The 22,079-nt window shown below is 37.8% G+C and carries 23 protein-coding genes and 1 other annotated feature; of the genes, 5 read left to right on the forward strand and 18 right to left on the reverse strand.

Annotated elements, in window-relative coordinates; all coding sequences use genetic code 11:
• Nucleotides 1-34 precede the first annotated feature (34 nt).
• The 4 genes from LG273_RS11770 to LG273_RS11785 all read left to right on the forward strand — a co-directional run bounded on the left by LG273_RS11770 (nucleotide 35) and on the right by LG273_RS11785 (nucleotide 3,749).
• Complete coding sequence (locus LG273_RS11770) at nucleotides 35-1,246, forward strand: ABC transporter permease (protein WP_404453794.1); 1,212 nt, start codon at nucleotides 35-37, stop codon at nucleotides 1,244-1,246.
• Nucleotides 1,243-2,388 (forward strand): ABC transporter permease, encoded by a 1,146-nt coding sequence (locus LG273_RS11775; RefSeq protein WP_404453797.1) that lies wholly within the window; start codon nucleotides 1,243-1,245, stop codon nucleotides 2,386-2,388. The genes LG273_RS11770 and LG273_RS11775 overlap by 4 nt, the downstream gene beginning before the upstream one ends.
• Nucleotides 2,372-3,040, forward strand: coding sequence for an ABC transporter ATP-binding protein (locus LG273_RS11780; RefSeq protein WP_404453800.1), 669 nt, complete (start codon nucleotides 2,372-2,374; stop codon nucleotides 3,038-3,040). The genes LG273_RS11775 and LG273_RS11780 overlap by 17 nt, the downstream gene beginning before the upstream one ends.
• A gap of 76 nt (nucleotides 3,041-3,116) precedes the next feature.
• Nucleotides 3,117-3,749, forward strand: a complete 633-nt coding sequence (locus LG273_RS11785; protein ID WP_404453803.1) for a lytic transglycosylase domain-containing protein — start codon at nucleotides 3,117-3,119, stop codon at nucleotides 3,747-3,749.
• A gap of 154 nt (nucleotides 3,750-3,903) precedes the next feature.
• Here the strand turns inward: LG273_RS11785 and LG273_RS11790 are convergent, their stop codons facing one another.
• Complete coding sequence (locus LG273_RS11790) at nucleotides 3,904-4,989, reverse strand: M42 family metallopeptidase (RefSeq protein ID WP_379560612.1); 1,086 nt, start codon at nucleotides 4,987-4,989, stop codon at nucleotides 3,904-3,906.
• 140 nt (nucleotides 4,990-5,129) lie between these two features.
• Entirely contained in the window at nucleotides 5,130-5,564 is a 435-nt protein-coding gene (dut, locus tag LG273_RS11795) for a dUTP diphosphatase (protein WP_379560610.1), read from the reverse strand.
• A 195-nt stretch (nucleotides 5,565-5,759) separates the two neighbouring features.
• On the opposite strand from dut, the gene LG273_RS11800 reads away from it, so the two are divergent.
• Nucleotides 5,760-6,152: a sigma-w pathway protein ysdB gene (locus LG273_RS11800; RefSeq protein ID WP_379560609.1), complete on the forward strand. Its 393-nt coding sequence runs from the start codon at nucleotides 5,760-5,762 to the stop codon at nucleotides 6,150-6,152.
• Between the two features lie 86 nt (nucleotides 6,153-6,238).
• Here the strand turns inward: LG273_RS11800 and LG273_RS11805 are convergent, their stop codons facing one another.
• The 16 genes from LG273_RS11805 to polA form a co-directional block, all read right to left on the reverse strand.
• Complete coding sequence (locus LG273_RS11805; RefSeq protein ID WP_379560608.1) at nucleotides 6,239-6,811, reverse strand: TVP38/TMEM64 family protein; 573 nt, start codon at nucleotides 6,809-6,811, stop codon at nucleotides 6,239-6,241.
• 110 nt (nucleotides 6,812-6,921) lie between these two features.
• The gene (locus tag LG273_RS11810; RefSeq protein WP_404453808.1) at nucleotides 6,922-7,197 is read right to left on the reverse strand and encodes a DUF1294 domain-containing protein; all 276 of its coding nucleotides are present in this window, start codon (nucleotides 7,195-7,197) and stop codon (nucleotides 6,922-6,924) included.
• A 218-nt stretch (nucleotides 7,198-7,415) separates the two neighbouring features.
• Nucleotides 7,416-7,772: a 50S ribosomal protein L20 gene (gene rplT / locus LG273_RS11815; protein WP_379560606.1), complete on the reverse strand. Its 357-nt coding sequence runs from the start codon at nucleotides 7,770-7,772 to the stop codon at nucleotides 7,416-7,418.
• A gap of 60 nt (nucleotides 7,773-7,832) precedes the next feature.
• Entirely contained in the window at nucleotides 7,833-8,030 is a 198-nt protein-coding gene (rpmI, locus tag LG273_RS11820) for a 50S ribosomal protein L35 (protein ID WP_344379821.1), read from the reverse strand.
• A 31-nt stretch (nucleotides 8,031-8,061) separates the two neighbouring features.
• Complete coding sequence (gene infC, locus LG273_RS11825) at nucleotides 8,062-8,565, reverse strand: translation initiation factor IF-3 (protein WP_379560605.1); 504 nt, start codon at nucleotides 8,563-8,565, stop codon at nucleotides 8,062-8,064.
• Between the two features lie 71 nt (nucleotides 8,566-8,636).
• Nucleotides 8,637-8,759 (reverse strand) — a sequence feature (ribosomal protein L20 leader region).
• Between the two features lie 191 nt (nucleotides 8,760-8,950).
• The gene (gene thrS, locus LG273_RS11830; RefSeq protein ID WP_379560604.1) at nucleotides 8,951-10,894 is read right to left on the reverse strand and encodes a threonine--tRNA ligase; all 1,944 of its coding nucleotides are present in this window, start codon (nucleotides 10,892-10,894) and stop codon (nucleotides 8,951-8,953) included.
• A gap of 335 nt (nucleotides 10,895-11,229) precedes the next feature.
• On the reverse strand, nucleotides 11,230-12,087 hold the full coding sequence (gene ytxC, locus LG273_RS11835) for a putative sporulation protein YtxC (RefSeq protein ID WP_404453813.1): 858 nt from the start codon (nucleotides 12,085-12,087) through the stop codon (nucleotides 11,230-11,232).
• A gap of 223 nt (nucleotides 12,088-12,310) precedes the next feature.
• Nucleotides 12,311-13,243 (reverse strand): primosomal protein DnaI, encoded by a 933-nt coding sequence (dnaI, locus tag LG273_RS11840; protein ID WP_404453816.1) that lies wholly within the window; start codon nucleotides 13,241-13,243, stop codon nucleotides 12,311-12,313.
• 27 nt (nucleotides 13,244-13,270) lie between these two features.
• Nucleotides 13,271-14,605, reverse strand: a complete 1,335-nt coding sequence (locus LG273_RS11845; protein WP_404453819.1) for a replication initiation and membrane attachment family protein — start codon at nucleotides 14,603-14,605, stop codon at nucleotides 13,271-13,273.
• 46 nt (nucleotides 14,606-14,651) lie between these two features.
• Entirely contained in the window at nucleotides 14,652-15,119 is a 468-nt protein-coding gene (nrdR, locus tag LG273_RS11850) for a transcriptional regulator NrdR (protein WP_404453822.1), read from the reverse strand.
• 39 nt (nucleotides 15,120-15,158) lie between these two features.
• A complete protein-coding gene (locus LG273_RS11855) occupies nucleotides 15,159-15,593 on the reverse strand; it encodes a cytosolic protein (RefSeq protein WP_404453825.1) in 435 nt (144 codons plus the stop codon).
• Between the two features lie 175 nt (nucleotides 15,594-15,768).
• Nucleotides 15,769-16,149 carry an adenosylmethionine decarboxylase gene (speD, locus tag LG273_RS11860; protein WP_379560596.1) on the reverse strand — a complete coding sequence of 127 codons (381 nt, stop codon included), beginning with the start codon at nucleotides 16,147-16,149 and terminating at the stop codon, nucleotides 15,769-15,771.
• A gap of 260 nt (nucleotides 16,150-16,409) precedes the next feature.
• A complete protein-coding gene (locus LG273_RS11865; RefSeq protein WP_404453829.1) occupies nucleotides 16,410-17,441 on the reverse strand; it encodes a glyceraldehyde-3-phosphate dehydrogenase in 1,032 nt (343 codons plus the stop codon).
• Nucleotides 17,442-17,779: 338 nt separating this feature from the next.
• Entirely contained in the window at nucleotides 17,780-18,391 is a 612-nt protein-coding gene (gene coaE / locus LG273_RS11870; protein WP_404453832.1) for a dephospho-CoA kinase, read from the reverse strand.
• A 12-nt stretch (nucleotides 18,392-18,403) separates the two neighbouring features.
• The gene (gene mutM / locus LG273_RS11875; protein ID WP_379560593.1) at nucleotides 18,404-19,234 is read right to left on the reverse strand and encodes a DNA-formamidopyrimidine glycosylase; all 831 of its coding nucleotides are present in this window, start codon (nucleotides 19,232-19,234) and stop codon (nucleotides 18,404-18,406) included.
• Nucleotides 19,235-19,249: 15 nt separating this feature from the next.
• On the reverse strand, nucleotides 19,250-21,892 hold the full coding sequence (gene polA, locus LG273_RS11880; RefSeq protein ID WP_404453836.1) for a DNA polymerase I: 2,643 nt from the start codon (nucleotides 21,890-21,892) through the stop codon (nucleotides 19,250-19,252).
• Between the last annotated feature and the right edge of the window lie 187 nt (nucleotides 21,893-22,079).

A 22,079-nucleotide genomic window follows, 5' to 3' on the forward strand; every position in this document is an offset into this window, starting at 1 on the left:
TTTTTAAAGAAATGGAAGTGCTAGAATGCATTTCATGAGGAATATACAATTATTTGTAAAAAATAATCTGTTGCAATTTAAGAGGAAGTGGCTCTCACTTCCTCTTCTTTTACTTTTCCCCCTTTTGTTAACAGGACTTGTATTATTCGTTATTTTGCAGTTTTTTATGAATGAGGACCAAGCACCTGTTCAGGTTGGAATTGTAGACCTTGATCAATCAGAAGAAACACAATTAGTAAGTCAATTAATTGAAGAAACGCCGCTAAGTTCTTTCTTAGAATTAGAAGGAATGGCAGAAGAAGAAGCAAAAGAAAAGATAGAAAACGACGATTTAAGTGCTTATCTCCGAATTGAACAAGGCTTTACAGAGGATTTGTATCAAGGGAGATCAGTAGAATTCCCGATTATTGGCAATCCTAGTCAACCGGCCCAAAGTCAATTAATAAGAGAGTTAATTGAAAGTGTTACACGGCATATACGTAGCGCACAGGCAAATATATTAACAATCAATTATTATGCAAAGCAGTTAGAGATTGATAGTGAAGTAAGAAGTGATCTATTATTTGAGCAGTTTAAAGAGTTTTTCTTTTATACTATTGGCAAAGACAAAATCGTGAACGAAAACCAAATTGACAATGCAGCAACATCTAATCCTTTAAATTATTATGGGCTGTCTTTTTGGTTTGTATTTGTAACCTTATGGTTGTTTGTCTTTTATAACTTTCTATCGAAGGAAAACACTGCACGGCTTAAACAGCGCATGAAATTATATGGCGTAACCGTATTACAGCAAACAATAGCAAAAATTGCTGTATCCCTTATAACAACAATGCTACTCGCTGGCTTAGCCCTTTTCCTATTCCATTCCTTGATGGATTGGGGATTGACTATTAAAAATTTCGGAAGTGTTATGTTGTTAAGTCTGCTTTATGGTATACATTTTCTGGTTGTTTTAGGGATTGTTGATATATTCGTTATCTCACAAAAGTTACGACTTTTCATTCAAAGTTTGATCAGTGGATTGTTTCTTTTAGTTAGTGGTGCACTTATTCCTACCATTTATTTCCCAATGGGAGTACAGAATATACTTAGCTATATGGCACCTGTAGAAGCACTTCATTGGATGCAAGATATTATTTTACATAACAGAAGCTTTGTAGATTCCACCTCATTATTGCTTCTAACACTTGCAGCGATTTTCCTATTTGTGAGTATCGCCATAGCAAAGGAGCGATTAGAAGAATGAAAGCAATCCTCCAAACCCGTTTTATACATCTTAAAAAACACTGGGTATCTCTTTTATTTTGGCTAGCCCTTCCTATTCTTGGTACATTAGCTATTATGGGTATCACGAACTCATTACAGCAAGACAGTAAGGTTCCAGTGGGGATTGTCCTAGAAGAGTCTACTCCAATGGCAAATGCATTAGTTAATTCGATAAAACAAACACCGATTATACGAACGCATACCCTAACGGAAGAAGAAGCATTAAATCAACTTGAACAACACCAGCTTGATAGCGTGTTTATTATTGAAGAAGGTTATCAAGAGCAAATCTTGAACGCAAGTAGAAATCGATTAATTAAAAGCTATCGTTCTGACCTCTCGTTCGCCTACTCTCCTGTAGCTGAAATGGTAATGTCCTATGTTCAGCAGGATACAGGTAGAATGAAGGCCGCTTTTACTGTTCAAGGAATAAGCGAACAATATGCAAGCGGAGAGCAAACTTGGACATGGGAAGAGATAGTTGATAAGAGTAAGACAGTAGAAGCAGAAGAAAACCTGCTACATACCACTTTTACATTTTTAAATTCTGATACAGAAGAAGATGGAGATCAGCTTTTTCTGTTTAACCCATGGGGATTATGGGCCATTTTTTCATTACTATCCGGGTTAATGATTATGGATTGGATCATACGAGAGCGACGTGGCAGCATCACGCCTCGTTTTTCCTTTATGCGTTTTTCATTAAAATCCTATTTAATACAAAATGCCGCCTTATATTTCCTGTTATTTCTAGTAACAGATATTATGGCAATCTATGTATTTCATATTCAATTTGGTGACCCTGTAACGGCGGATTTGATTCTGGCGATCTTCGCTTATCGCATTACTATTCACTTGGGTGCCTTTATATTGTCGGTTTTAATGAATCAATTATCTACCTACTACGGGGCATCATTTCTGCTTACTTTATTTGTCGCTATTATTAGTGGTGCTGTCCTCCCTACAGAAGGTCTTATGGAACGTTATTCCTGGCTTTCAATCGTAAATCCAATAGCTCCTTTTCTCTCTAAAGATGTTGGTTATGGGTGGATTATTTTATTCGTTTTACTAATTGGCGTATGGTTTTTACGAAAGGAGAATCGACATGTTAAAGGTACATGATCTATCAAAAAATTATGGTTCTCGAAAGGTATTACAAAACCTTCACTTTCAGGTGCAGCCTGGAGAAATTCTTGGACTGGTTGGAGAAAATGGAGCTGGAAAGTCTACCTTACTTCAAATCCTTGCTACTCTTCAAAAGCAAACAAGTGGCAAAGTAACATTAGGAGAAGTAAGCTATGATGACAAAAAGAAGCTTCGAAAACAAATTGGCTTTGTCCCTCAGGATATAGCTATTTGGGATGAATTTACAGTAGAAGAAAATATGATCTTCTTTGAAAAGTTAGCCTGGGGACGTAAAACGAACGAACAACTAAGACAGCTATGCTTAGATATGAAGCTTGATAGATGGAAAGAGCCTGTGAAAGCATTATCTGGTGGAATGAAGCGAAAGCTAAACATTGCTATCAGCTTAATTCACGATCCTAAACTATTACTGTTAGATGAGCCAACTGTTGGAATAGACTTAAAATCACGTAAAGAGATTGGCGGTTACCTACAGAGACTAGCCACGGATGAAGGAAAGATTATTATTTATACATCACATGATATGGACGAAATTATCACCTTATGTGACCGCATTGTTTGTATTGGCGAGGATCCTTTTTATAAGAACTTGCTAGAAGATGCAGGAAAAACGATTATTTCAGTATAAGTTTATATTGCATAATAGGTAGATTATAGTAAAATATTGCTATAACCTATTTTACACGAAAGGGGGGCAAGTTCCTATGGAGATAAGACAGCTACAACAAATGATCCAATATCAGGCAATGGCAACGATGGCATCTTCATCTGGTACAAGTCCTTTCTCTAGCAGTTCCTCTATGATGGAACTAGCATTTAAACAGATGCTTCAGGAAAGAATGAACCAAGCAACCATTCAAAGTGCCGAATTAAACAATCGTTTTTCAAATAAAAATGTCCATATATCTGCTTCAAATCCTGTCACATCACCTTCACTGGCAGCTGGCGCTGTTGGAGCAGCTTCAAAGTTCAATACATATGTTCAAGAAGCAGCCACGCAATTTGGCTTGGATGAGAAACTTATCCATGCGGTTATTAAACAGGAATCCAATTATAATCAAAATGCTCGCAGTACTGCTGGGGCTCAAGGCTTAATGCAGCTCATGCCGGCAACTGCAAGAGGTCTTGGCGTCACCAATCCATTTGACGCCCAACAGAACATCCAAGGCGGGGCAAAATATTTAAGCCAAATGTTAAACCGATATAATGGAAACTTGGAACTGGCACTTGCTGCTTATAATGCAGGCCCTGGCAATGTAGACAAATACCAAGGCATCCCTCCATTTAAAGAAACACAAAACTATGTGACCAAAGTACTGAATAGCTACCTTGCATAGTAAAATATAACCGGTAGGAGCTTAAAAATAACTACTAAAAGAAATCCGAACTAGGTGATGAATATCACATTTAGCTCGGATTTCTTTATTGTCTTAATTAAAAAGCGATGGAGATTCATAATATCTGCACTTGGAGTATGTCACGATCACTTCTTTAGCTTAATACAATATTCTTAACTGTCTCTGCATCTAACTTTTTAATAGTTTCTACAATTATTTTTACGGCGTTTTCAAAATCATCTCGATGCAGAATTGCTGCATGTGAATGGATGTAGCGTGTAGCGATTGTAATGGATAACGAAGGTACACCATTAGCTGTTAAATGAATAGAACCTGAATCTGTGCCGCCACCAGCGATCGAAGTATACTGATAAGGAATATTGTTCTCATCAGCTGTTGCTAATACAAGATCCCTTACCCCTTTATGAGAGATCATAGACGCATCATATAACACGATCTGTGGACCTTCTCCAAGCTTACTGTCAGCATCCTTGTCCGATACACCAGGCATATCTCCAGCAATCCCTACATCTACACCGAATCCGATATCTGGCTTGATCGTATTCGCTGCTGTTTTTGCCCCACGTAGTCCGACTTCCTCCTGGACCGTACCTACCCCATAAACGACGTTTGGATGGTCAGTGTCTTTTAATTGTTTTAAGACTTCAATTGCAATTGCACAACCAATACGGTTATCCCATGCTTTTGCCATTAATAGTTTTTCGTTTTTCATTTGAGTAAATTCAAAATAAGGCACAATGGAATCCCCTGGTTTCACTCCGAATTCCAAGGCTTCTTCTTTACTTGCTGCACCAATATCTATGAACATATCTTTAACATCAACAGGCTTTTTACGTGCTTCAGCAGATAAAATATGAGGTGGTTTCGAACCAATAACACCAGTTACATCGCCATTACTCCCCATAATGGTTACACGCTGTGCTAACATCACTTGGTTCCACCATCCACCGATTGTCTGGAAGTAAACGAAACCTTTATCGTCAATGCGCGTCACCATAAAACCGATCTCATCTAAATGGCCAGCAACCATAATACTCGGACCATTTTCATTTCCTACCTTTTTAGCTATTAGACTGCCTAAATTATCTGTATACACCTCATCTGCATATGGAGTGATATACTTTTCCATAACCTGTCTTGCTTCTTTTTCATTACCGGAAATTCCTTTTGCATCTGTTAAGTCCTTTAACATGGTTAATTGTTCATTCAGATTTGCCATATATGTATCAGTACCTCCTAATTATAAAGTCCCTTCTAGTATAACTGTTTTTTGAAAAATAACAAAACAGGAAACTTTTCATTTCCTATTAACACTACTTTAATTTGCCACACTCATTTGGAAATATGCGTAATCACTAATTAACTCCCTGATGAACCAAACCCACCTTGGTCTCTTTCAGAAATCGTAAGATCCTCTGTTTGTATTAAATTAACTTGGGCAACTGGAGCAATCACCATTTGGGCAATTCGCATTTGCTTTAGAACGCGAAAATCCTCTTTTCCATGATTAATTAAAATAATCTTTACTTCCCCTCTGTACCCTTCATCAATCGTTCCAGGGCTATTCAAAACGGTAACAGCGTGTTTTAATGCTAATCCGCTTCTTGGTCTAACCTGTGCCTCCGTCCCTTTAGGTAATTCAAGTTGAATTCCTGTTCTAACTAATGCGGACTCCCCAGCTCTAATGGTCAATTCTTCAATAGAGAATAAATCCATTCCTGCATCCCCTTCGTTTGCGCGGAAGGGTAATGTTGCTTCCTCATGTATCAACTTCACTTTCAATGTATACTCCATCATGGTCCTCTTTTCTATTGTTATCCAATTATAATTGTTCTCGGTTTTGACTTTTTTATTTTAACATGTTTCGATAACGAAATATAAGGATAGGAATATATCGTGAAGGAATTATTATTTTTAGCAAAAAAATGAAACCTTCTATGCTAACTTTACGTATTAAGAGTAATAATCTGCAGGGAGACGTGTATCTTTATGATTGTGATTCTATTTCGCGTACTTGTGATCATCGCACTGGCACTCCTCGTTTATACGTTAATTCAATATTTTCGCAATCCTTCTCGCAAATTGCGGCTAGCTAAAGAATCAAGTGAGTTTTATTTCCTTGATGAACCTCAAAATAGTAAAAAGAATGTCCAATTTGTATATAAGGGATGTTTATTTGAAGGTGAAAAATATTTGGGTACAACTGAGGATGCTTTTGAAGTAGTAAACATCCATGTCACGGTACGGGACCCGCTTGAACTTAGAGGACTGACGAGAGAGGACCTCTATTTTATGGAGAAAGAAATACTAATGCGATATCCATTCGCAAGTATAGATTGGAAGCACCCAATTAACCAACTGCTTCTTACAAGTATAGAATAAATAGAAGTACCAGCATTAGGATATAGCTTTGAAAGCATATGAAGTAAAAGACCCCCACTCATCCATTAACGAGTGGGGGTCTTTGCTTAAGTTGCCGGGTGAAAAAATTCATTCCACTTAATAATAATTTCTTTACGTCTTAACACATAAAGAAAAGGAAGTAAGGCTGTTAAAAATACGATGATATGAAGTGGCGTTAAACTGGAGATCCACTGGCCAATGGATGTATAAACAAAGGCAAGTGGTATATTGGTTAAAACCGCAGTTTTTGTATAATCTTTAAAGCTTGCTGAAATTTCAATCAAGCAGAGGGAAAGTAAGTGAAAATGTATAAATGGCACGAGCCTAAGTAGTGCAATTTGAGATGGTGTAAAAGAAGCATGCTTTCCAATTAACTTTTGTTTCACACGCATCAGTTTATCTAATGTTTTTGGCATCCACCGGATCACATAATAAAACATTAAACTGGATAGCGTGATACCTATTAAAGAATAGACACTACCAGCAACTGCACCAAATAGGACGCCTCCGGAGATACAAATGAAAGCCACTGGAAGGAAAAACAACGGTCGTAACAAGTGAAAGCTGATGAATAACAAAGGTGCCAAAAATCCTCCCGTTTCAATAAACGCCATTAGATAATTTCCAAATAGCTCCATAATTAACCTCCTCGCTTCAGAGCCTTCAATCGTCTCTTTACCCACCTCCTCATCTCATAATATGATGAGATGAGAGGCTATATGACTTGAAGGAGAAGGCCGCCCATTATTTAATTAGCATAAAGTAAATATAGGACTGATGCTACATTCACCAAAAACAAGATAGGCATTCCCCACATAAATGCCCGGTGCTTTGTCTTATGTCTATAGCGCTGCATGCCAATGATGGCACCAAGCGCTCCTCCCACAATGGCTAACAGCCAGAAAGTTCTTTCTGGTATACGGTATTTCTTCTTTCTCGCTTTCTGTTTATCCATGCCCATGATAATAAATGTGATGACGTTAACACCAATTAGATAAAATAAAATTCCATTTAATTCTTCCATTGGCAACCCTTCCTTACTATTCATGAAATAAAAGCTTAATCGTTTATTCCTTTTAAAAAAAGCAGATAAAGTGAAACTTCATTTGGTGGTGGATAAAATTCAACATAGCTTAGCTCCTAAAAAAGACCAAATCTCTTATATAAAAGATTTGGTCTCTATCAATTTGGCAATGCAAAACGTATTAGGATAGTTCCTAACTGAATTGCCCTTCCAAAAATTTATTTTACAGCGTCTTTTGCTTTTTGTGCTAGTTGAGCGAATGCTTGCTCGTCATTGATAGCAAGTTCAGAAAGCATTTTACGGTTAATGTCAATACCAGCAACTTTTAAACCGTGCATTAGTTTGCTGTAAGAAAGGTCGTTCAAACGAGCTGCAGCATTAATACGTGTAATCCAAAGCTTACGGAAATCACGTTTTTTCTGTCTGCGGTCACGGTAAGCATACTGACCTGATTTCATTACTTGTTGTTTTGCTGTTTTAAATAACGTTCTCTTAGAACCATAATAACCTTTTGCTAATTTAAGGACGCGTTTACGACGTTGACGCGTTACTGTTCCACCTTTTACACGTGGCATATTAATTCCCTCCTAAAATACATATCATAGTAGTCTTCTTATTCGTAGGTGCTTCTTATCTTATTTGTAAGGAAGCATTGTTTTGATACGTTTGAAATCTCCTGCAGATACAACGTTACTTTTACGAAGTTTACGTTTTTGCTTTTGAGATTTATGTGCGAACATGTGGCTTGTGTAAGCATGTGCGCGTTTTAGTTTTCCAGTACCAGTTTTCTTAAAACGTTTTTGAGAACCTTTGTGGGTTTTCATTTTTGGCATAGTGATTTCCTCCTCGTAAGCTGTCCAAATATTATTTTTCGTTAACTGGAGCGATCATCATAAACATGTTACGACCTTCCATTTTCGGCTTTGTTTCGATGGTTGCAATATCTTTTACTTCTTCTGCAAATCGATCCAATACCTCACGGCCAAGCTCCTTGTGGGTAATCGCACGTCCGCGGAAACGAACTGCTGCTTTAACCTTGTCGCCCTTCTCAAGGAATTTTCTAGCGTTCTTGAGTTTTGTCTCAAAATCATGATCGCCAATTCCTGGAGTGAAGCGTACTTCTTTAACATTAATGATTTTTTGTTTCTTACGTGCTTCTTTTTCTTTCTTCTGTTGTTCAAAACGGTATTTACCGTAGTCCATGATCCGACATACAGGCGGTTTTGCATTTGGCGCAACAAGCACTAAATCCAGGTTTCTTGTTTGCGCGATATCAAGTGCTTCCTGACGGGATTTCACTCCAAGCTGATCACCGTTTGAATCAATAAGACGTACTTCTCTAGCACGGATTTTCTCATTAACATTCATATCTTTGCTAATAGCCAGCCACCTCCAAAGTTATTTTGTATCCTTGATCTTTATTGACAAGCGAATCGTTATACATTAAAAAAGTGTCGGTACAAAATGCACCCACACGTCTCCAATTTTTTTAAAAAGTTCGGAACCAGTCAACTACCAAATGGTGTCGAGCAGGTGAGAAGCGGGTGCTTCTACTTGTCTTAAGATCATATAATGTTTTCAACTTTATTATCATATCATTTCATATGAGTATTGTCAACACATGATAAAAGAGTGTTGATTTCTTGAACAAGTTATATTGTATCATACATCAGTGCAGTTAAAAAGGGGTTAATAAAAATCCGGGCAATCCTAATCCTTTAAAAAGGTTACGGATTCACCCGGCATCTTTACCTTACTTTTTGTTTAGTGTTTTCTCTGCTATTTCTTCTTTGATCATTTGTTTAAATGCATCAAAGGATAGCGTGTTGGAGTCTTTTTCTCCGTAACGTCTTACATTTACGGCGTCTTCATTAATTTCATTGTCCCCAAGTACAAGAGCAAACGGGATTTTTTGTGTTTGAGCTTCCCTTATTTTATAGCCAATTTTTTCGTCTCGTTCATCTAATGACACACGTACACCTTCAAGTTGCAGGCTTTCCGCTACTTTTTTCGCATAATCCAGATGAACCTGAGGTGATACTGGAATTACTTTCACCTGAACTGGAGCAAGCCAAGTAGGAAATGCACCTTTGTATTCCTCGATTAAAAATGCCACAAAACGTTCCATTGTAGATACCACACCACGGTGAATAACAACTGGACGATGCTCCTTACCATCTTCTCCAATATAAGTAAGGTCGAATTGCTCTGGTAAATGGAAGTCCAACTGAACAGTAGAAAGTGTTTCGTCCTTCCCAAGCGCAGTTTTCACCTGGACGTCAAGCTTTGGACCATAGAAGGCAGCTTCTCCTTCTGCTTCCACATATTCTACTTTCATTTCTTCCATTGTTTCTTTCAACATAGCTTGTGCCTTTTCCCACATTGCGTCGTTGTCTACGTATTTCTCTTTATCCTCTGGATCGCGGTAGGAAAGACGGAAGTAATAATCTTCAATCCCAAAGTCTTCATATACTTTTTGAACAAGTTCCACCACTCGAATGAATTCATCCTTCAATTGATCCGGACGTGCAAAAATATGTGCATCATTAAGGGTCATCGCGCGCACTCGCTGCAAGCCAGCCAAAGCTCCTGACATTTCGTAGCGATGCATCGTACCAAGCTCTGCAATCCTTACAGGCAAGTTACGATAACTGTAAAGTTGATTTTTATATACCATCATATGGTGTGGGCAATTCATTGGACGTAATACTAATTCTTCATTATCCATTTCCATTACAGGGAACATGTCATCCTGATAATGGTCCCAATGTCCACTTGTTTTATATAGATCTACACTCCCTAAAACCGGTGTATAGACATGATCGTACCCTAATCGTTCCTCGAGATCTACAATGTAGCGTTCGATATTACGACGAATCGTAGCACCTTTAGGAAGCCATAAAGGTAGGCCTTGTCCTACTTTTTGGGATACAGTAAATATCTCAAGTTCTTTTCCTAATTTACGGTGATCGCGTTCTTTACGTTCTTCCAGGATTCGCAAATACTCATCTACCTGGCTTTGCTTTTCAAATGCTGTCCCATAAATTCGTTGTAATTGCTGGTTATTGCTATCTCCACGCCAATAAGCACCAGAAATGCTCAACAATTTAAATGCTTTGATTTTGTTAGTAGATGGTACGTGAATACCGCGACAAAGATCAAAGAATTCTCCTTGTTTATAAATGGTCACTTGTTCTTCTTCAGGAATAGCGTCAATTAGCTCCTGTTTAAGGTGATCGTCTTTAAACATTTCCTTCGCTTCGTTTCGGGATACTTCAATTCTTTCGATTTCCAGGCTCTCGTCCACAATACGCTTCATTTCTTTTTCAATCTTTGGAAGGTCTTCTGGAGTAATGGAATGATCCATTTCTACATCATAATAAAATCCTTCTTCAATTACTGGACCTACACCAAAGTTAACATCGCCATATAAACGTCTAATCGCCTGTGCCATTAAATGGGCTGTGGAATGGCGCATCACTTCAATGCCTTCCTCGTTTTTATAGGTGATAATTTCAATTTTTCCACCTTGATTAAGCTCACGCTTTAAATCAACAAGTTCACCGTCAAGCTTTATGGCAACTGCTTGTTTTTTTAGTCCGCTTGATATAGAACCTGCGATGTCTTCACCTGTTGTTCCTTCAGGAAACTGCTTCTGTGCACCATCAGGGAAAATGATTGTTAATTCTTCTGCCATTTTTGCTCACTCCTTTTATACAATTAAAAAGCGCCCATCCCTCTGCATGTTTGCAAAGGGACGAGCGCTGACACGTCGTGGTTCCACCCAATTTCCCGTAATTCATCATCATTTACGGCTTCATTACATCTTTAACGCAGATATACGCTGCCATTTACTTTGTTTCCACAGCAGGGTTCAAAGGGGGTAATCAGCTGATGGTATAGAGGAAGCTTACAGCCAAGGCTCCCATCTCTGTCCTAACACAGTTCAACTAATCATGTCCTTCTCAAAACCTTTAAATTGAGATAATTTATAATCAGTATTATATCTGTTGCCATGCAGAAATGCAAGCCCTATTTTTGCCGGTTGTTTAAGTAAAAGGAAAAGGGAAAATTACTATATGGTTCAAAATCCACTCTTTCTTGAAACACACTAATAACTGTCAACGTTTTCGGCTCTGATGGATGGTCTCCATAAATTTTAATTTTCTCAGGTGCCATTGCTACAAGTGGTGCTAAGTTAAGCTCATTCTCATCTAACCCAACGATGTATAATGGCTCCTTTTGCATAAGCATACGTAGCTCCATATTAGATAAACGTTTTCCATTTTGCTTAAAGAATGAGAAAGGATCTCCTTGTAAAATATGAATAATATTAAAGCTTGGCTCTTTTTTCGAAATATACTCGCGAAGCAAGTAAATAAATTCCTGATGGTCTTCTTCCCTCTTAAATTCATCAATGGCAAGCCCGACATAATGAACAAGCTTGTCTTTAAAAGGATTAAGGCGAAACTTCACAATGGAGTCATAATGTACAGTAGAAGTGTTCTTAATATTGGCGATAAAAAGTGACATTAATAGCTGTCGAGGATCTTTATCCTTTCGTACCCGGAGGCTGTCAGCATCTTCTCCAGAAAAGATCCATTGCGTTAATTCAAGTATTTTCTCCATTTCATCCCTGTTTGTATAATAATAATAATCTTCAATAATGCTATTAATCATGGCGGTCAATCTATGGGTAACAAATACTTCAACCATCGCTTTCGATATCGCTTCAAATAATGCATTTGCTTTTATTTCCTTTTCAAATATTATATGATTCCCCCAATCTTTATCTGTTTTCCAATGTAATTCGATGTCTTTATTATAACGGAATAGCTGTTCACAAAATCGAATTACTTCCTTATCTGATTCAAAATAAACTTCAAGCAATCATCATCACCCTCACCCAACACCAAACTGTTACATTATATGGACGAGATGAACAAAAAATGAGTAATCGACCGAAACTAGTCAATATAGTAATTAACAAAAGAAATAGCCGGCAAAAGAGTACGTTAACTCTATCACCGGCTTGCCTTAGCATTTTAATAGTATAGGTATTATTTTCAGATGTGCATCTATTAACTTCCTGAGAACAATGCAAGTTAGCTAATCAGTAGTCTCTCCGATTATCTCCAGAGATCAGGACTTCCTTACTAACTTGTTTTATGCGTTCCATTATTCTTCCTGCCTTAACTTCTTCTACACCACCACGAGTAGTGGCCAAATGACCTTCTAGTTGATCCATGCTATAGTTCGAGGTGAAAAATACGGGTAGACCCTCCATCATCCGGTATTGCAAGATGGAGCCCAAAATTTCATCCCGGAACCAAGCCGAATGAAGTTCTGCGCCAATATCATCTAACATTAAAACATCTGCTTTTTTAAAGTAATCAATTTTATCGTTTATTGAATCATCTTTGAAAGATGCTTTTATTTCGCGCACAAATTCTGGCATATAAATTAAGGTAGAAGAAATATTAATTTCCTTCAGTTTATTCGCCAATGCTCCGAGGAAATATGTTTTGCCAACTCCAAATGGACCGTAAAAATAAATCCCTTTTTTTGGTAGCCCCTTTTCTTGCACTTGTCCCACAAAGTGAACGAGCTGCCTGATAGCATCGCTTCGCTCCGGGTCACTATCAATATCAGCAATTGTCGCCTGCATAATTTCCTTTGGCATATAAAGGCTTTTAATTAATTTCTGCTGGCTTTGCTGTCTCTCATAATCCCGTCTACTATGACATTTTTCATAGGAAAGATGAATTTCATTATCTTCCACATGTAAGATCGGAGAATAGCCCTGCAGCATGTTCACACAACTCCCAAATGACTTACATCGATCACATTGTTTCGACTGTGTTTTATACTCATGAAGCTTAATTAAACTTTTATCAACTTCATTACGCGTGAGTTCAGGATGAGCTGCCAAAAATTCTTTAATTTCCGGGTCGCCTAAAACTTCCTGTCTGACCCGGTTATAGTTTTCCTGGAAATTTTCGTTTTGCTCCATCCACCGTTTTAATTCAGATTGCACTGGTTTCATTCCAATCATCCTTGCAAATGATTATTTTTAATTATTTTCACCGGAAAATTGACGTAGTAATGCTTCAATTTCCTTCTGTTCTTTATCTTTATCTTTATCAATAGTCGATTCTGTACTGGTAGAAGGTTGTTTCTTTTTCCGCTCCTTAAACCATTCCGGGATAATCTCTTTAGATGCCTGCTTTCTAAACCCTGAAGCAGATTGATTTCCTTTTTGAAAGTTTTTTGCTTCTCTTTTAGCAAAGGCCATTGCTTCTTTAGCTGTCTTCAAGTTTGCCCGTGACCAATGGCTCGCTATCTTCTCTAAATATGCTTTAGATAGCTTCATATTGGTCTGCAACAAAACATAATGGATTAGTACATTCATCACCGGGGAAGGAAGTCCTTGTGTTGTCATCACTTCTCTAATAACCTTCATGTCTTGATCAGATGCATGATTTCCACTTGAAAGATCTTCTAATAGTTGCTTCGGAGAAATCCTCTCCAATTCCATGACAAGCTGATCTTCCTTTGTCACCGCTTTTTCCGGGGGTGCTTCTGTCTTGGAAGCTTGCTTTTCGGTTAGCTGAATATTTGTTTGCTTATATTTAGATTTAAACAAATCATGACATGCTGTTTTAAACTCTTCTACATGGAGTATATTTTCTTCTGTTAATGCCCAGAGAAGGGATTTCTCAATCTCAAAAGTTTCCAAACCATATAATTGCATCATTTGCATAATTAATCGTTTGTTTTCCCCTGTTAAAACCCGCTGTACAGGGACTAATCGTTGCCTCAGCATCTGTTCAATCCATGTAAAATCAAAGGATGCTTCTTGTTCAGACGAGATTGCTTTTTTCTGTTTGACTTGATTAATTGGCGCCTGTGGTTGAAATGTTTGAAATACATCGCTAAAGGAAGCTGTAATATTCTCCCCTTTTTGCACAGAAGGTTTTGTATAATGTTCCTGTAAAAGCTGAAATTTATCCTTCCCGAGATGATGATAAAGTAATTGTGTCAGCATACCATCCAAAAAGAAATCACTCGGAGAAAATGGACTTTGGACTTCATAGGTATAATAATTTTGCGAATCGGACTTATTCTCAAAAGTTTTTAACAAACCAATTCCCTCTAACTTTAGTCTTGCCTGATAAATTTCATCAAGGGGTAAGTTCAGGTAGTTCATTAAAGTATGATGTGTCTGAGGTGTATCTTTTTGCTGTAATTCCACTTCATGCAAGAGTGTCAAGTATAATGTAACAGCCTGTATTCCGATAAGCGGCTGGTACAAATGGGTCAATGATTTTGCATAGTCGACAGGCAAAGGCGATTTTACCACCACATAATAACCTTCAATAGGCAAAATTTTACCAATATAATTCATCACGATTAACCCTTTCGCTTACCTAAATTTACTATGTTCTATTACTTTAACTGTCTTTCTTGTCTGTCTTTATCAGATCTTTTAGTTCATCAAAAAACACACTGATATCCTTGAATTGGCGATAAACAGAAGCAAATCGAACATATGCTACTTCGTCCACTTCCGATAGCCTGTCCATTACTTTTTCTCCAATTTCATTACTGTCTATCTCAGACATACCAGTGTTACGCAACTCTTTCTCGACATCGATCGCAATCGCTTCAATCTTCTCTAGTGGTACGGGGCGTTTTTCACATGCCTTGATCAAGCCACGAATAAGCTTTTCCCTGCTGTATTCCTGCCTAGTACCATCCTTTTTAACAATAATAAGAGGTACTTCTTCGATCCGTTCAAAGGTTGTAAAACGAAAACCACAAGCTTCGCACTCTCGACGTCTTCTTATGGAACGCCCTTCTTCTATCGGACGTGAATCCAATACCTTTGTACTTTTATAATGGCAATTTGAGCATCTCATATCGTGGTGTCCCCCCTTTTTATGCCTTCGTAAAGGATTTTACTTTTTGTCTGTTATCAGCTGCAAATGCTGGTTTATTTCACTATATAATGCTTTAATCAATTTTGTACTGTACCCTAGGTCGAATGGTAAAAAAGATTCAGTGGTAACAGAGAAATCTACAGCAGTCTGGTATGGTTTAACCATAACGACAGTCGCCACGACAAAAGCCTTCTTTCCCTTTTTCACATTTATACTGACCTCACCATGTTCTGCCGATACAGCATTTATTTCATAAGCGGATGATTTATTGAATATATCTTCTAAAGTCCGCAAACCTTTGTCTTTAGTCGTTTTATAATAATGTGTTTTTAAGGAATCATCCCAATGGTTCTCATTTGTTTCAGCATGATTATTTAAATATTTCCCAATTACATTGCGAATACCCATATCGTACACCTCATCATGACTATATTCGTTAATGAAATCAAACAATTATAATACGCTATGTAGCGGCTATATGATTCATAGATTACTATTAATAGTAACATGTTTCTTAGAATTCCTCTAGAAGGAACACGAATAAAAGGGAATCGTTATGTGAAGAAGAAAATAAAAGGCTGACTAATTTTCAGTAAGCAATCACTGAAACAGTCAACCTGTTTTTATATTATAATACGCTTTGGAATTTTCCTGCTTTTACCGGTCCCATACCACGTGGAACTTCTACCTTTTCAAAGGTTTTTGACTCAAGGGCTTCTGCAATATAGGATGCAGCCACATTGGGATCAATAATATCCCCACAAGTGTAAACATCTATACTAGCATAACCATGTTCTGGAAAACTGTGAATCGTCAAATGTGATTCTGAAATGATAACCACACCACTTACACCATGTGGCGCAAACTTGTGAAAAGCTACTTCTCGAATCTCTGCTCCTGCTTTCAGTGCAGCATCCACAAAAATTCGTTCTATTAATCCCATATCATTCAATTTATCAATATTACAATCCCATAATTCGGCAATTACGTGTCTTCCCATTGTATCCATATAAATCCCCCTTATTTATGGTGATAATCCTCCTGATCTCCAACAACCGCCACGGGGGAAAGTTAGTCCGATGAGGTCCTAACCCTTTAAGCGGATAAACCATTTAATCAGGAAGTACAACGAAAAGTATATATGTTTTTCAGTCGATTTGCAATACGTTTTTTTCGGATAAGGGGTTGAATATAATTTTAGACACGCACTGTTTTTCTCTTATGCCATCACTACTGTCGATGTATATCTTAAAACAAAGCTAAATACCGTTAAGACAATACAGCAGAAGGATGAAACATTAATTTTCCTACATATTTTGCAAGGTCATTCACACGTCTGGCATATCCCCACTCATTATCATACCATGCAAGTACTTTTAATTTAGTTCCCTCCATGACTATTGTGGATAGACCGTCAATAATGGCTGAATACTCAGTAGTAGTATAATCAATCGAGACAAGCGGATCTTCACTATAGTACAAAATTCCCTTCAAATTTCCATTTGCAGCCTCGGCAAATACTTGATTAACCTGTTCTGTAGTTACATGTTGGCGGACATCTACAACCAAATCGACAAGGGAAACATTTGGTGTTGGTACCCTTAAAGCCATACCGTGCAGTTTACCTTGCAAATGTGGTAATACTTCACCTAGGGCCTTGGCAGCTCCGGTGGAGGTTGGGATAATGGATTGTGTACAACCACGAGCACGGCGTAAATCTTTGTGTGGGTTATCGATATTTTTTTGATCATTGGTAAATGCGTGAACCGTAGTCATTAGGCCGTTCTCAATACCAAAATGATTATCGATTACCTTCACAACAGGTGCTAAACAATTCGTTGTACATGAAGCATTAGAAAGGATGTGATCGGTCTGCGGGTCATATTCTCTTTCATTTACACCCATTACAATTGTTCTGTCTATATTATTTCCTGGAGCAGTAATAATAACTTTTTTCGCTCCTGCCTCTAAGTGCTTACCAGCCGTTTCTTTTGTTTTGAATTTACCAGTTGCTTCTATAACAATATCAATCTCAAGCTCTTTCCAAGGAAGCTTATCAGGCTCTCTAGAATTAACTATTTTTATTTTTTTATTATTAATTTGAAGTGCATTTTGAAGCGCTTCCACTTTTTCTGAAAATATTCCGTGAACACTATCGTATTTAACAAGATGTGCCAGTGTCTCTGCTGGATAATTGGCATTGATTGCAACCACTTCCAGTTCATTGTCTGCTATCAGCTGGCGAAAAACCATTCTGCCAATTCTTCCAAACCCGTTTATTGCAATTTTTACCTTCCCCATTATGACAACCTCCTGTTAAGCTATACTTTAAAACAAAATACCTCGTTATTAGTATAACACAAAAATAAATAGTGTGTCATATTAAATAAAGAAAAACCTGACTAATATGTCAGGTTCATTTCACAATATTAAGGAATTATAAAGTAAAACTTCATTTGGTGAGGGGTCCCTTCCTCCCCCACCAAATGTTAGTTGAACGAATCGGACCTTTACTGGCAGTTGCTCCCCCCACTTAGAATGCTTGATTTCCCGGTTTCTTGAAGTGGGGGTCTTACTGCCAGTTAAGGCGAGATAAAATTACAGGGCTGTAGGTAGAATGGTTGAGTACTGCTACTGCTCTATTTTATAGAAGGTAACGCCTTCCAGTTATGCAATAATCGCTCAAGTTGTTCATACGTATATTGTTTTGTACCATTATTGTCAATCACAGCATCTGCCTTTTTAGCTTTTTCTTCTAAAGAAAGCTGTGATTTAATACGTTGCTCTGCTTCCTGCTCACTATAGCCATTTCGGTTCATTAACCTTTTTAACTGAACGGATTCTGTCACACTAACGACAAGAGTCTTATCAACAAAATGTGTTAAATTACTTTCAAATAATAAGGGGATATCCATCACGACAGCAGGCTCGCCTGCCTCCACATATGCATCCCTTTTAGCTAGCATTCTTTCACGCACAGCAGGGTGTACAATACTATTCAGTTTTTCTCGCTTCGATGCATCCGCAAAGATGATGGAACCTAGTTTTTCCCGATTAAGGCTTTTATCTTCATGTAAAATGCTTTCCCCAAATGTTTCAACTATTTTAGTGTATGCCGGTTCTTCAGGATTTACGACTACGCGGGAAATTTTATCGGCATCAATTACAGGAATATTTAAGTCAGCAAACATACGAGAAACGGTGCTTTTCCCGCTCGCAATACTTCCAGTTAATCCAATTACTATTGCCACTACTTTGCCACCTCAATCATTCTTTTGACAGTTGCTGCAAACATGCGTACCGCGTCCGCCAACCTTCATTTTCATAATTGGTTTCCCACACTTTTTACATTCTTTGTTTTCCTGGCCATATACAAAAAGAGATTGTTGAAACATACCCATTTGTCCTTGTCCATTTACATAGGAACGGATCGTAGTGCCACCTAATTCTACTGCTTCCGCTAACGTTTCAATTGCTCGCTCTTGTATAGCCTTAACTTCCTTTTTGGTTAGCTTACTTGCTTTTTTTAACGGGTGAACCCCAGCTTTGAACAATGTTTCGTCAACATAAATGTTACCAAGCCCTGTTACAATCGTTTGGTCTAAGAGCGCAGACTTTATAACACGCTCTGTTTTCTTTAGCTTTTGATAAAAATACTCAAATGTAAAGGCGGCATCAAATGGGTCTGGGCCTAATTGATTTAACGGCTTATTATGAAACTCTTCACCTCGTTGATAGAGATGCATGGTGCCAAACTTTCGAACATCGTTATAGCGAAGTTCTTCCCCATTTGTGAATCGAAAAATAACATGGGTATGTTTTCGAATTGGCTCCCCCTTTGGTTCTACACTATACTTCCCTTCCATACGCAGATGGGAAACTAAAACATAATCATCAAGCTGAAACAGGAGGAATTTTCCTCTTCTCGTTATATCCAGGATCGTCTGCCCGGTGATCAAAGTTGCAAATTGTTGGATATCATCGGGTTCTTTTATAATATTCGGCCAATACACCTCTACCTGTTCAATGGTTTTATTTAATACAAATTGTTTTAATGTGGTTTTTATTGTTTCTACCTCTGGCAATTCAGGCATGTTCTTTCTCTCTCCTTACTTCGCATCAAACCAACTGGAGCCATAAGCATAATCTACCTTTAATGGTACGTTTAATTCTACCGTGTTCTCCATCATCGCTGGGACAATTTCTTTCAGTTTGTCTAGCTCTTCTTCTGGTGCTTCAATAATTAATTCATCGTGTACTTGTAACAACATACGAGCCTGCATGTTCTCTGCTTTAAGTTTTTCATGTAAATCAATCATTGCTTTCTTAATTATGTCTGCAGCACTTCCTTGAATTGGTGTGTTCATTGCTGTTCTTTCTGCAAAGCTTCGCAAGTTAAAGTTTCGACTCGTAATGTCAGGTAAATATCTTCTCCGCTTCATTAATGTTGTAACATAACCTTTATGCTTTGCTTCTTGGACAATCTCGTCCATGTAAGCTTTAACACCAGGATAGCTTTCCAGATATCGGTCTATAAACTGCTTTGCTTCCTTCCTTGTAATACCTAAACTTTGTGATAATCCAAAATCACTAATTCCATAAACGATTCCAAAGTTGACAGCTTTTGCTTGACGTCTCATATTACCTGTTACTTCATCCCGTTTTACATGGAAAACATCCATGGCCGTTTGTGTGTGTATATCGGAGTCATCATTAAAAGCAGCAACCAATTTTTCATCATTTGCTATATGTGCAAGTACCCGTAATTCAATTTGCGAGTAATCGGCAGCAAACATGATCCAATCTTTCTTTGAGGGGATGAAAGCTTGTCTAATCTTTCGACCTTCTTCCAATCTAATTGGGATATTTTGCAGATTAGGATCTATTGAGCTGAGACGTCCTGTCTGGGTTAATGCCTGATTAAAACGCGTGTGAATCTTATTTGTGTTCTTATTTACTACTTTTAATAAGCCTTCAATATAAGTTGACTGCAGCTTACCTAGCTGACGATATAGAAGTAGCTTTGGGATAATTTCATGTTCACTTTCTAGTTTTTCAAGTACGTCTGCTGCAGTAGAGTAACCAGTTTTTGTTTTTTTCACAACAGGTAATTGTAGTTTTTCAAACAAAATAGGACCTAACTGCTTTGGAGAGTTTAAATTAAAGGTTTCTCCTGCCAGCTCATGTACTTCTTTCTCTAGTTCGGCTAACCTACCCTTAAGGTCTACCCCCATCTCCTCTAGTCGATCAATGTCAACCTCCACACCATAATGCTCCATTTCCCCTAATATTAAAGCTAGCGGCATTTCAAGCTCTGTGCATAATTCCTTTTGCTCGTTATCGATCAGTTGTTGGTTCATGGTATCTTTTAAATCAAACAACGCTTTTGCTTTCCGCACAACATGTTCAGCCAATATGGACTGCTCAGGTACTTTTTGTTTTGCTCCTTTTCCATAAACCTCTTCGTCAAAGTGAACCACCTGCTTGCCCATTCTATTTGCGATGGCAGGGATATCATGGTTATTGTCCGATGGATTCAGTAAATAGGAAGCCAATAGCATATCAAAGGTAACACCTTTCATATTAATCCCGTTACGTAGCAAGGTAACCAACGTCTTTTTAGCATCAAATACTGCCTTCTTTTTGGCAGCATCTTCAAGCCATGCTTTAAAGACATCTGAACCTAACGCAATATCTGTAGGAATATAGTAAGCCTGCTCCTTATTAATGACACCAAAACCTTCTATATTTGTTTGATGGTAATTTTCACCGAGCGTTTCCACAACAATTGCTTCATTACCTAGAAACATCTGTTCATCAATCTTCTCGACCATATGAAACTCAATGTCCTGAAGTTCCTCTGACTCGGCTAAATCCTGTTCAGAATCGTCTCCTTCGAGCTTATCTAGCAATGATTGGAAACCTAATTCCTTAAAAATTCCACTAACATCAATTGGTTTATAACCGTTAAAGCCAACATCCTCCACCTTTATAGTAAGTGGTGATTCACGATTAATGGTAACCAATTCCTTACTCATAAAGGCATCCTCTTTATATGTAACCAGCTTCTCCTGTAGCTTCTTTCCACTCACTTCATCTACATGGTCATAGAGTTCTTCCAAGGTATGGTATTGCTTTAACAGTTTTGTCGCAGTCTTTTGTCCAACCCCAGGAATACCGGGAATATTATCTGAACTATCCCCCATTAAAGCTTTCAAATCAATAATCTGATCTTGTGTTAACTCCATTTTCTCTTTTAGAAAAGCTGGATTATATTCTTCTACATCACTAATCCCTTTTCTAGTTAAACGAACGGTTACAGAATCTGAAACAAGCTGTAATAAATCTTTATCTCCAGAAATAACAGTGACATCCCATTTGTTTTGTTCTGCCGTTTTAGAAAGTGTACCGATAATATCATCGGCTTCATAGTTCTCCAATTGGTAATGGGGAATATGAAAAGCATCTAGGACTTCCTTCAATAATGGAAACTGTTCCGATAACTCAGGTGGTGTCTTTTGCCGTCCTCCCTTGTACTCTTTGTACGTTTTATGACGAAAAGTGGTCTTTCCAGCATCAAATGCTACAAGTATATGAGTCGGTTTCTCTTCCTCCAAAATTCTTAATAGCATGGTTGTAAAGCCATACACTGCATTCGTGTAAACCCCTTTATCATTGTTAAGCAATGGCAATGCAAAAAAGGCTCGATATATAATACTATTTCCATCTATTAAAACAAGTTTATTGGACATTGAATTCATCCTCCATTCCGAAATTTTCATTACGTCTATAGTATCATTCTCTCTATAGAAAGTGAAAAAATATACAGGGCGTGAAAAGCTTTAAGAGGAAAAACATTTACAATCGGGGAACACAAAGAAATACAACCAATTTTTCTTTCGTTTGAATTAGAGGGTAAAAAGAAGAGGGTGACTCATT

It is taken from the genome of Oceanobacillus kapialis, assembly GCF_044790185.1.
Lineage (GTDB): Bacteria > Bacillota > Bacilli > Bacillales > Amphibacillaceae > Oceanobacillus_B > Oceanobacillus_B kapialis.

Coding starts and splice junctions, on each gene's coding strand:
- LG273_RS11770 (WP_404453794.1), top strand. CDS start 35: ATGAGGAATATACAATTATTTGTAAAAAATAATCTGTTGCAATTTAAG.
- LG273_RS11775 (WP_404453797.1), top strand. CDS start 1,243: ATGAAAGCAATCCTCCAAACCCGTTTTATACATCTTAAAAAACACTGG.
- LG273_RS11780 (WP_404453800.1), top strand. CDS start 2,372: ATGTTAAAGGTACATGATCTATCAAAAAATTATGGTTCTCGAAAGGTA.
- LG273_RS11785 (WP_404453803.1), top strand. CDS start 3,117: ATGGAGATAAGACAGCTACAACAAATGATCCAATATCAGGCAATGGCA.
- LG273_RS11790 (WP_379560612.1), bottom strand. CDS start 4,989: ATGGCAAATCTGAATGAACAATTAACCATGTTAAAGGACTTAACAGAT.
- dut (WP_379560610.1), bottom strand. CDS start 5,564: ATGGAGTATACATTGAAAGTGAAGTTGATACATGAGGAAGCAACATTA.
- LG273_RS11800 (WP_379560609.1), top strand. CDS start 5,760: ATGATTGTGATTCTATTTCGCGTACTTGTGATCATCGCACTGGCACTC.
- LG273_RS11805 (WP_379560608.1), bottom strand. CDS start 6,811: ATGGAGCTATTTGGAAATTATCTAATGGCGTTTATTGAAACGGGAGGA.
- LG273_RS11810 (WP_404453808.1), bottom strand. CDS start 7,197: ATGGAAGAATTAAATGGAATTTTATTTTATCTAATTGGTGTTAACGTC.
- rplT (WP_379560606.1), bottom strand. CDS start 7,772: ATGCCACGTGTAAAAGGTGGAACAGTAACGCGTCAACGTCGTAAACGC.
- rpmI (WP_344379821.1), bottom strand. CDS start 8,030: ATGCCAAAAATGAAAACCCACAAAGGTTCTCAAAAACGTTTTAAGAAA.
- infC (WP_379560605.1), bottom strand. CDS start 8,565: ATGAATGTTAATGAGAAAATCCGTGCTAGAGAAGTACGTCTTATTGAT.
- thrS (WP_379560604.1), bottom strand. CDS start 10,894: ATGGCAGAAGAATTAACAATCATTTTCCCTGATGGTGCACAGAAGCAG.
- dnaI (WP_404453816.1), bottom strand. CDS start 13,243: ATGAAACCAGTGCAATCTGAATTAAAACGGTGGATGGAGCAAAACGAA.
- LG273_RS11845 (WP_404453819.1), bottom strand. CDS start 14,605: ATGAATTATATTGGTAAAATTTTGCCTATTGAAGGTTATTATGTGGTG.
- nrdR (WP_404453822.1), bottom strand. CDS start 15,119: ATGAGATGCTCAAATTGCCATTATAAAAGTACAAAGGTATTGGATTCA.
- speD (WP_379560596.1), bottom strand. CDS start 16,149: ATGGATACAATGGGAAGACACGTAATTGCCGAATTATGGGATTGTAAT.
- LG273_RS11865 (WP_404453829.1), bottom strand. CDS start 17,441: ATGGGGAAGGTAAAAATTGCAATAAACGGGTTTGGAAGAATTGGCAGA.
- mutM (WP_379560593.1), bottom strand. CDS start 19,234: ATGCCTGAATTGCCAGAGGTAGAAACAATAAAAACCACATTAAAACAA.
- polA (WP_404453836.1), bottom strand. CDS start 21,892: ATGTCCAATAAACTTGTTTTAATAGATGGAAATAGTATTATATATCGA.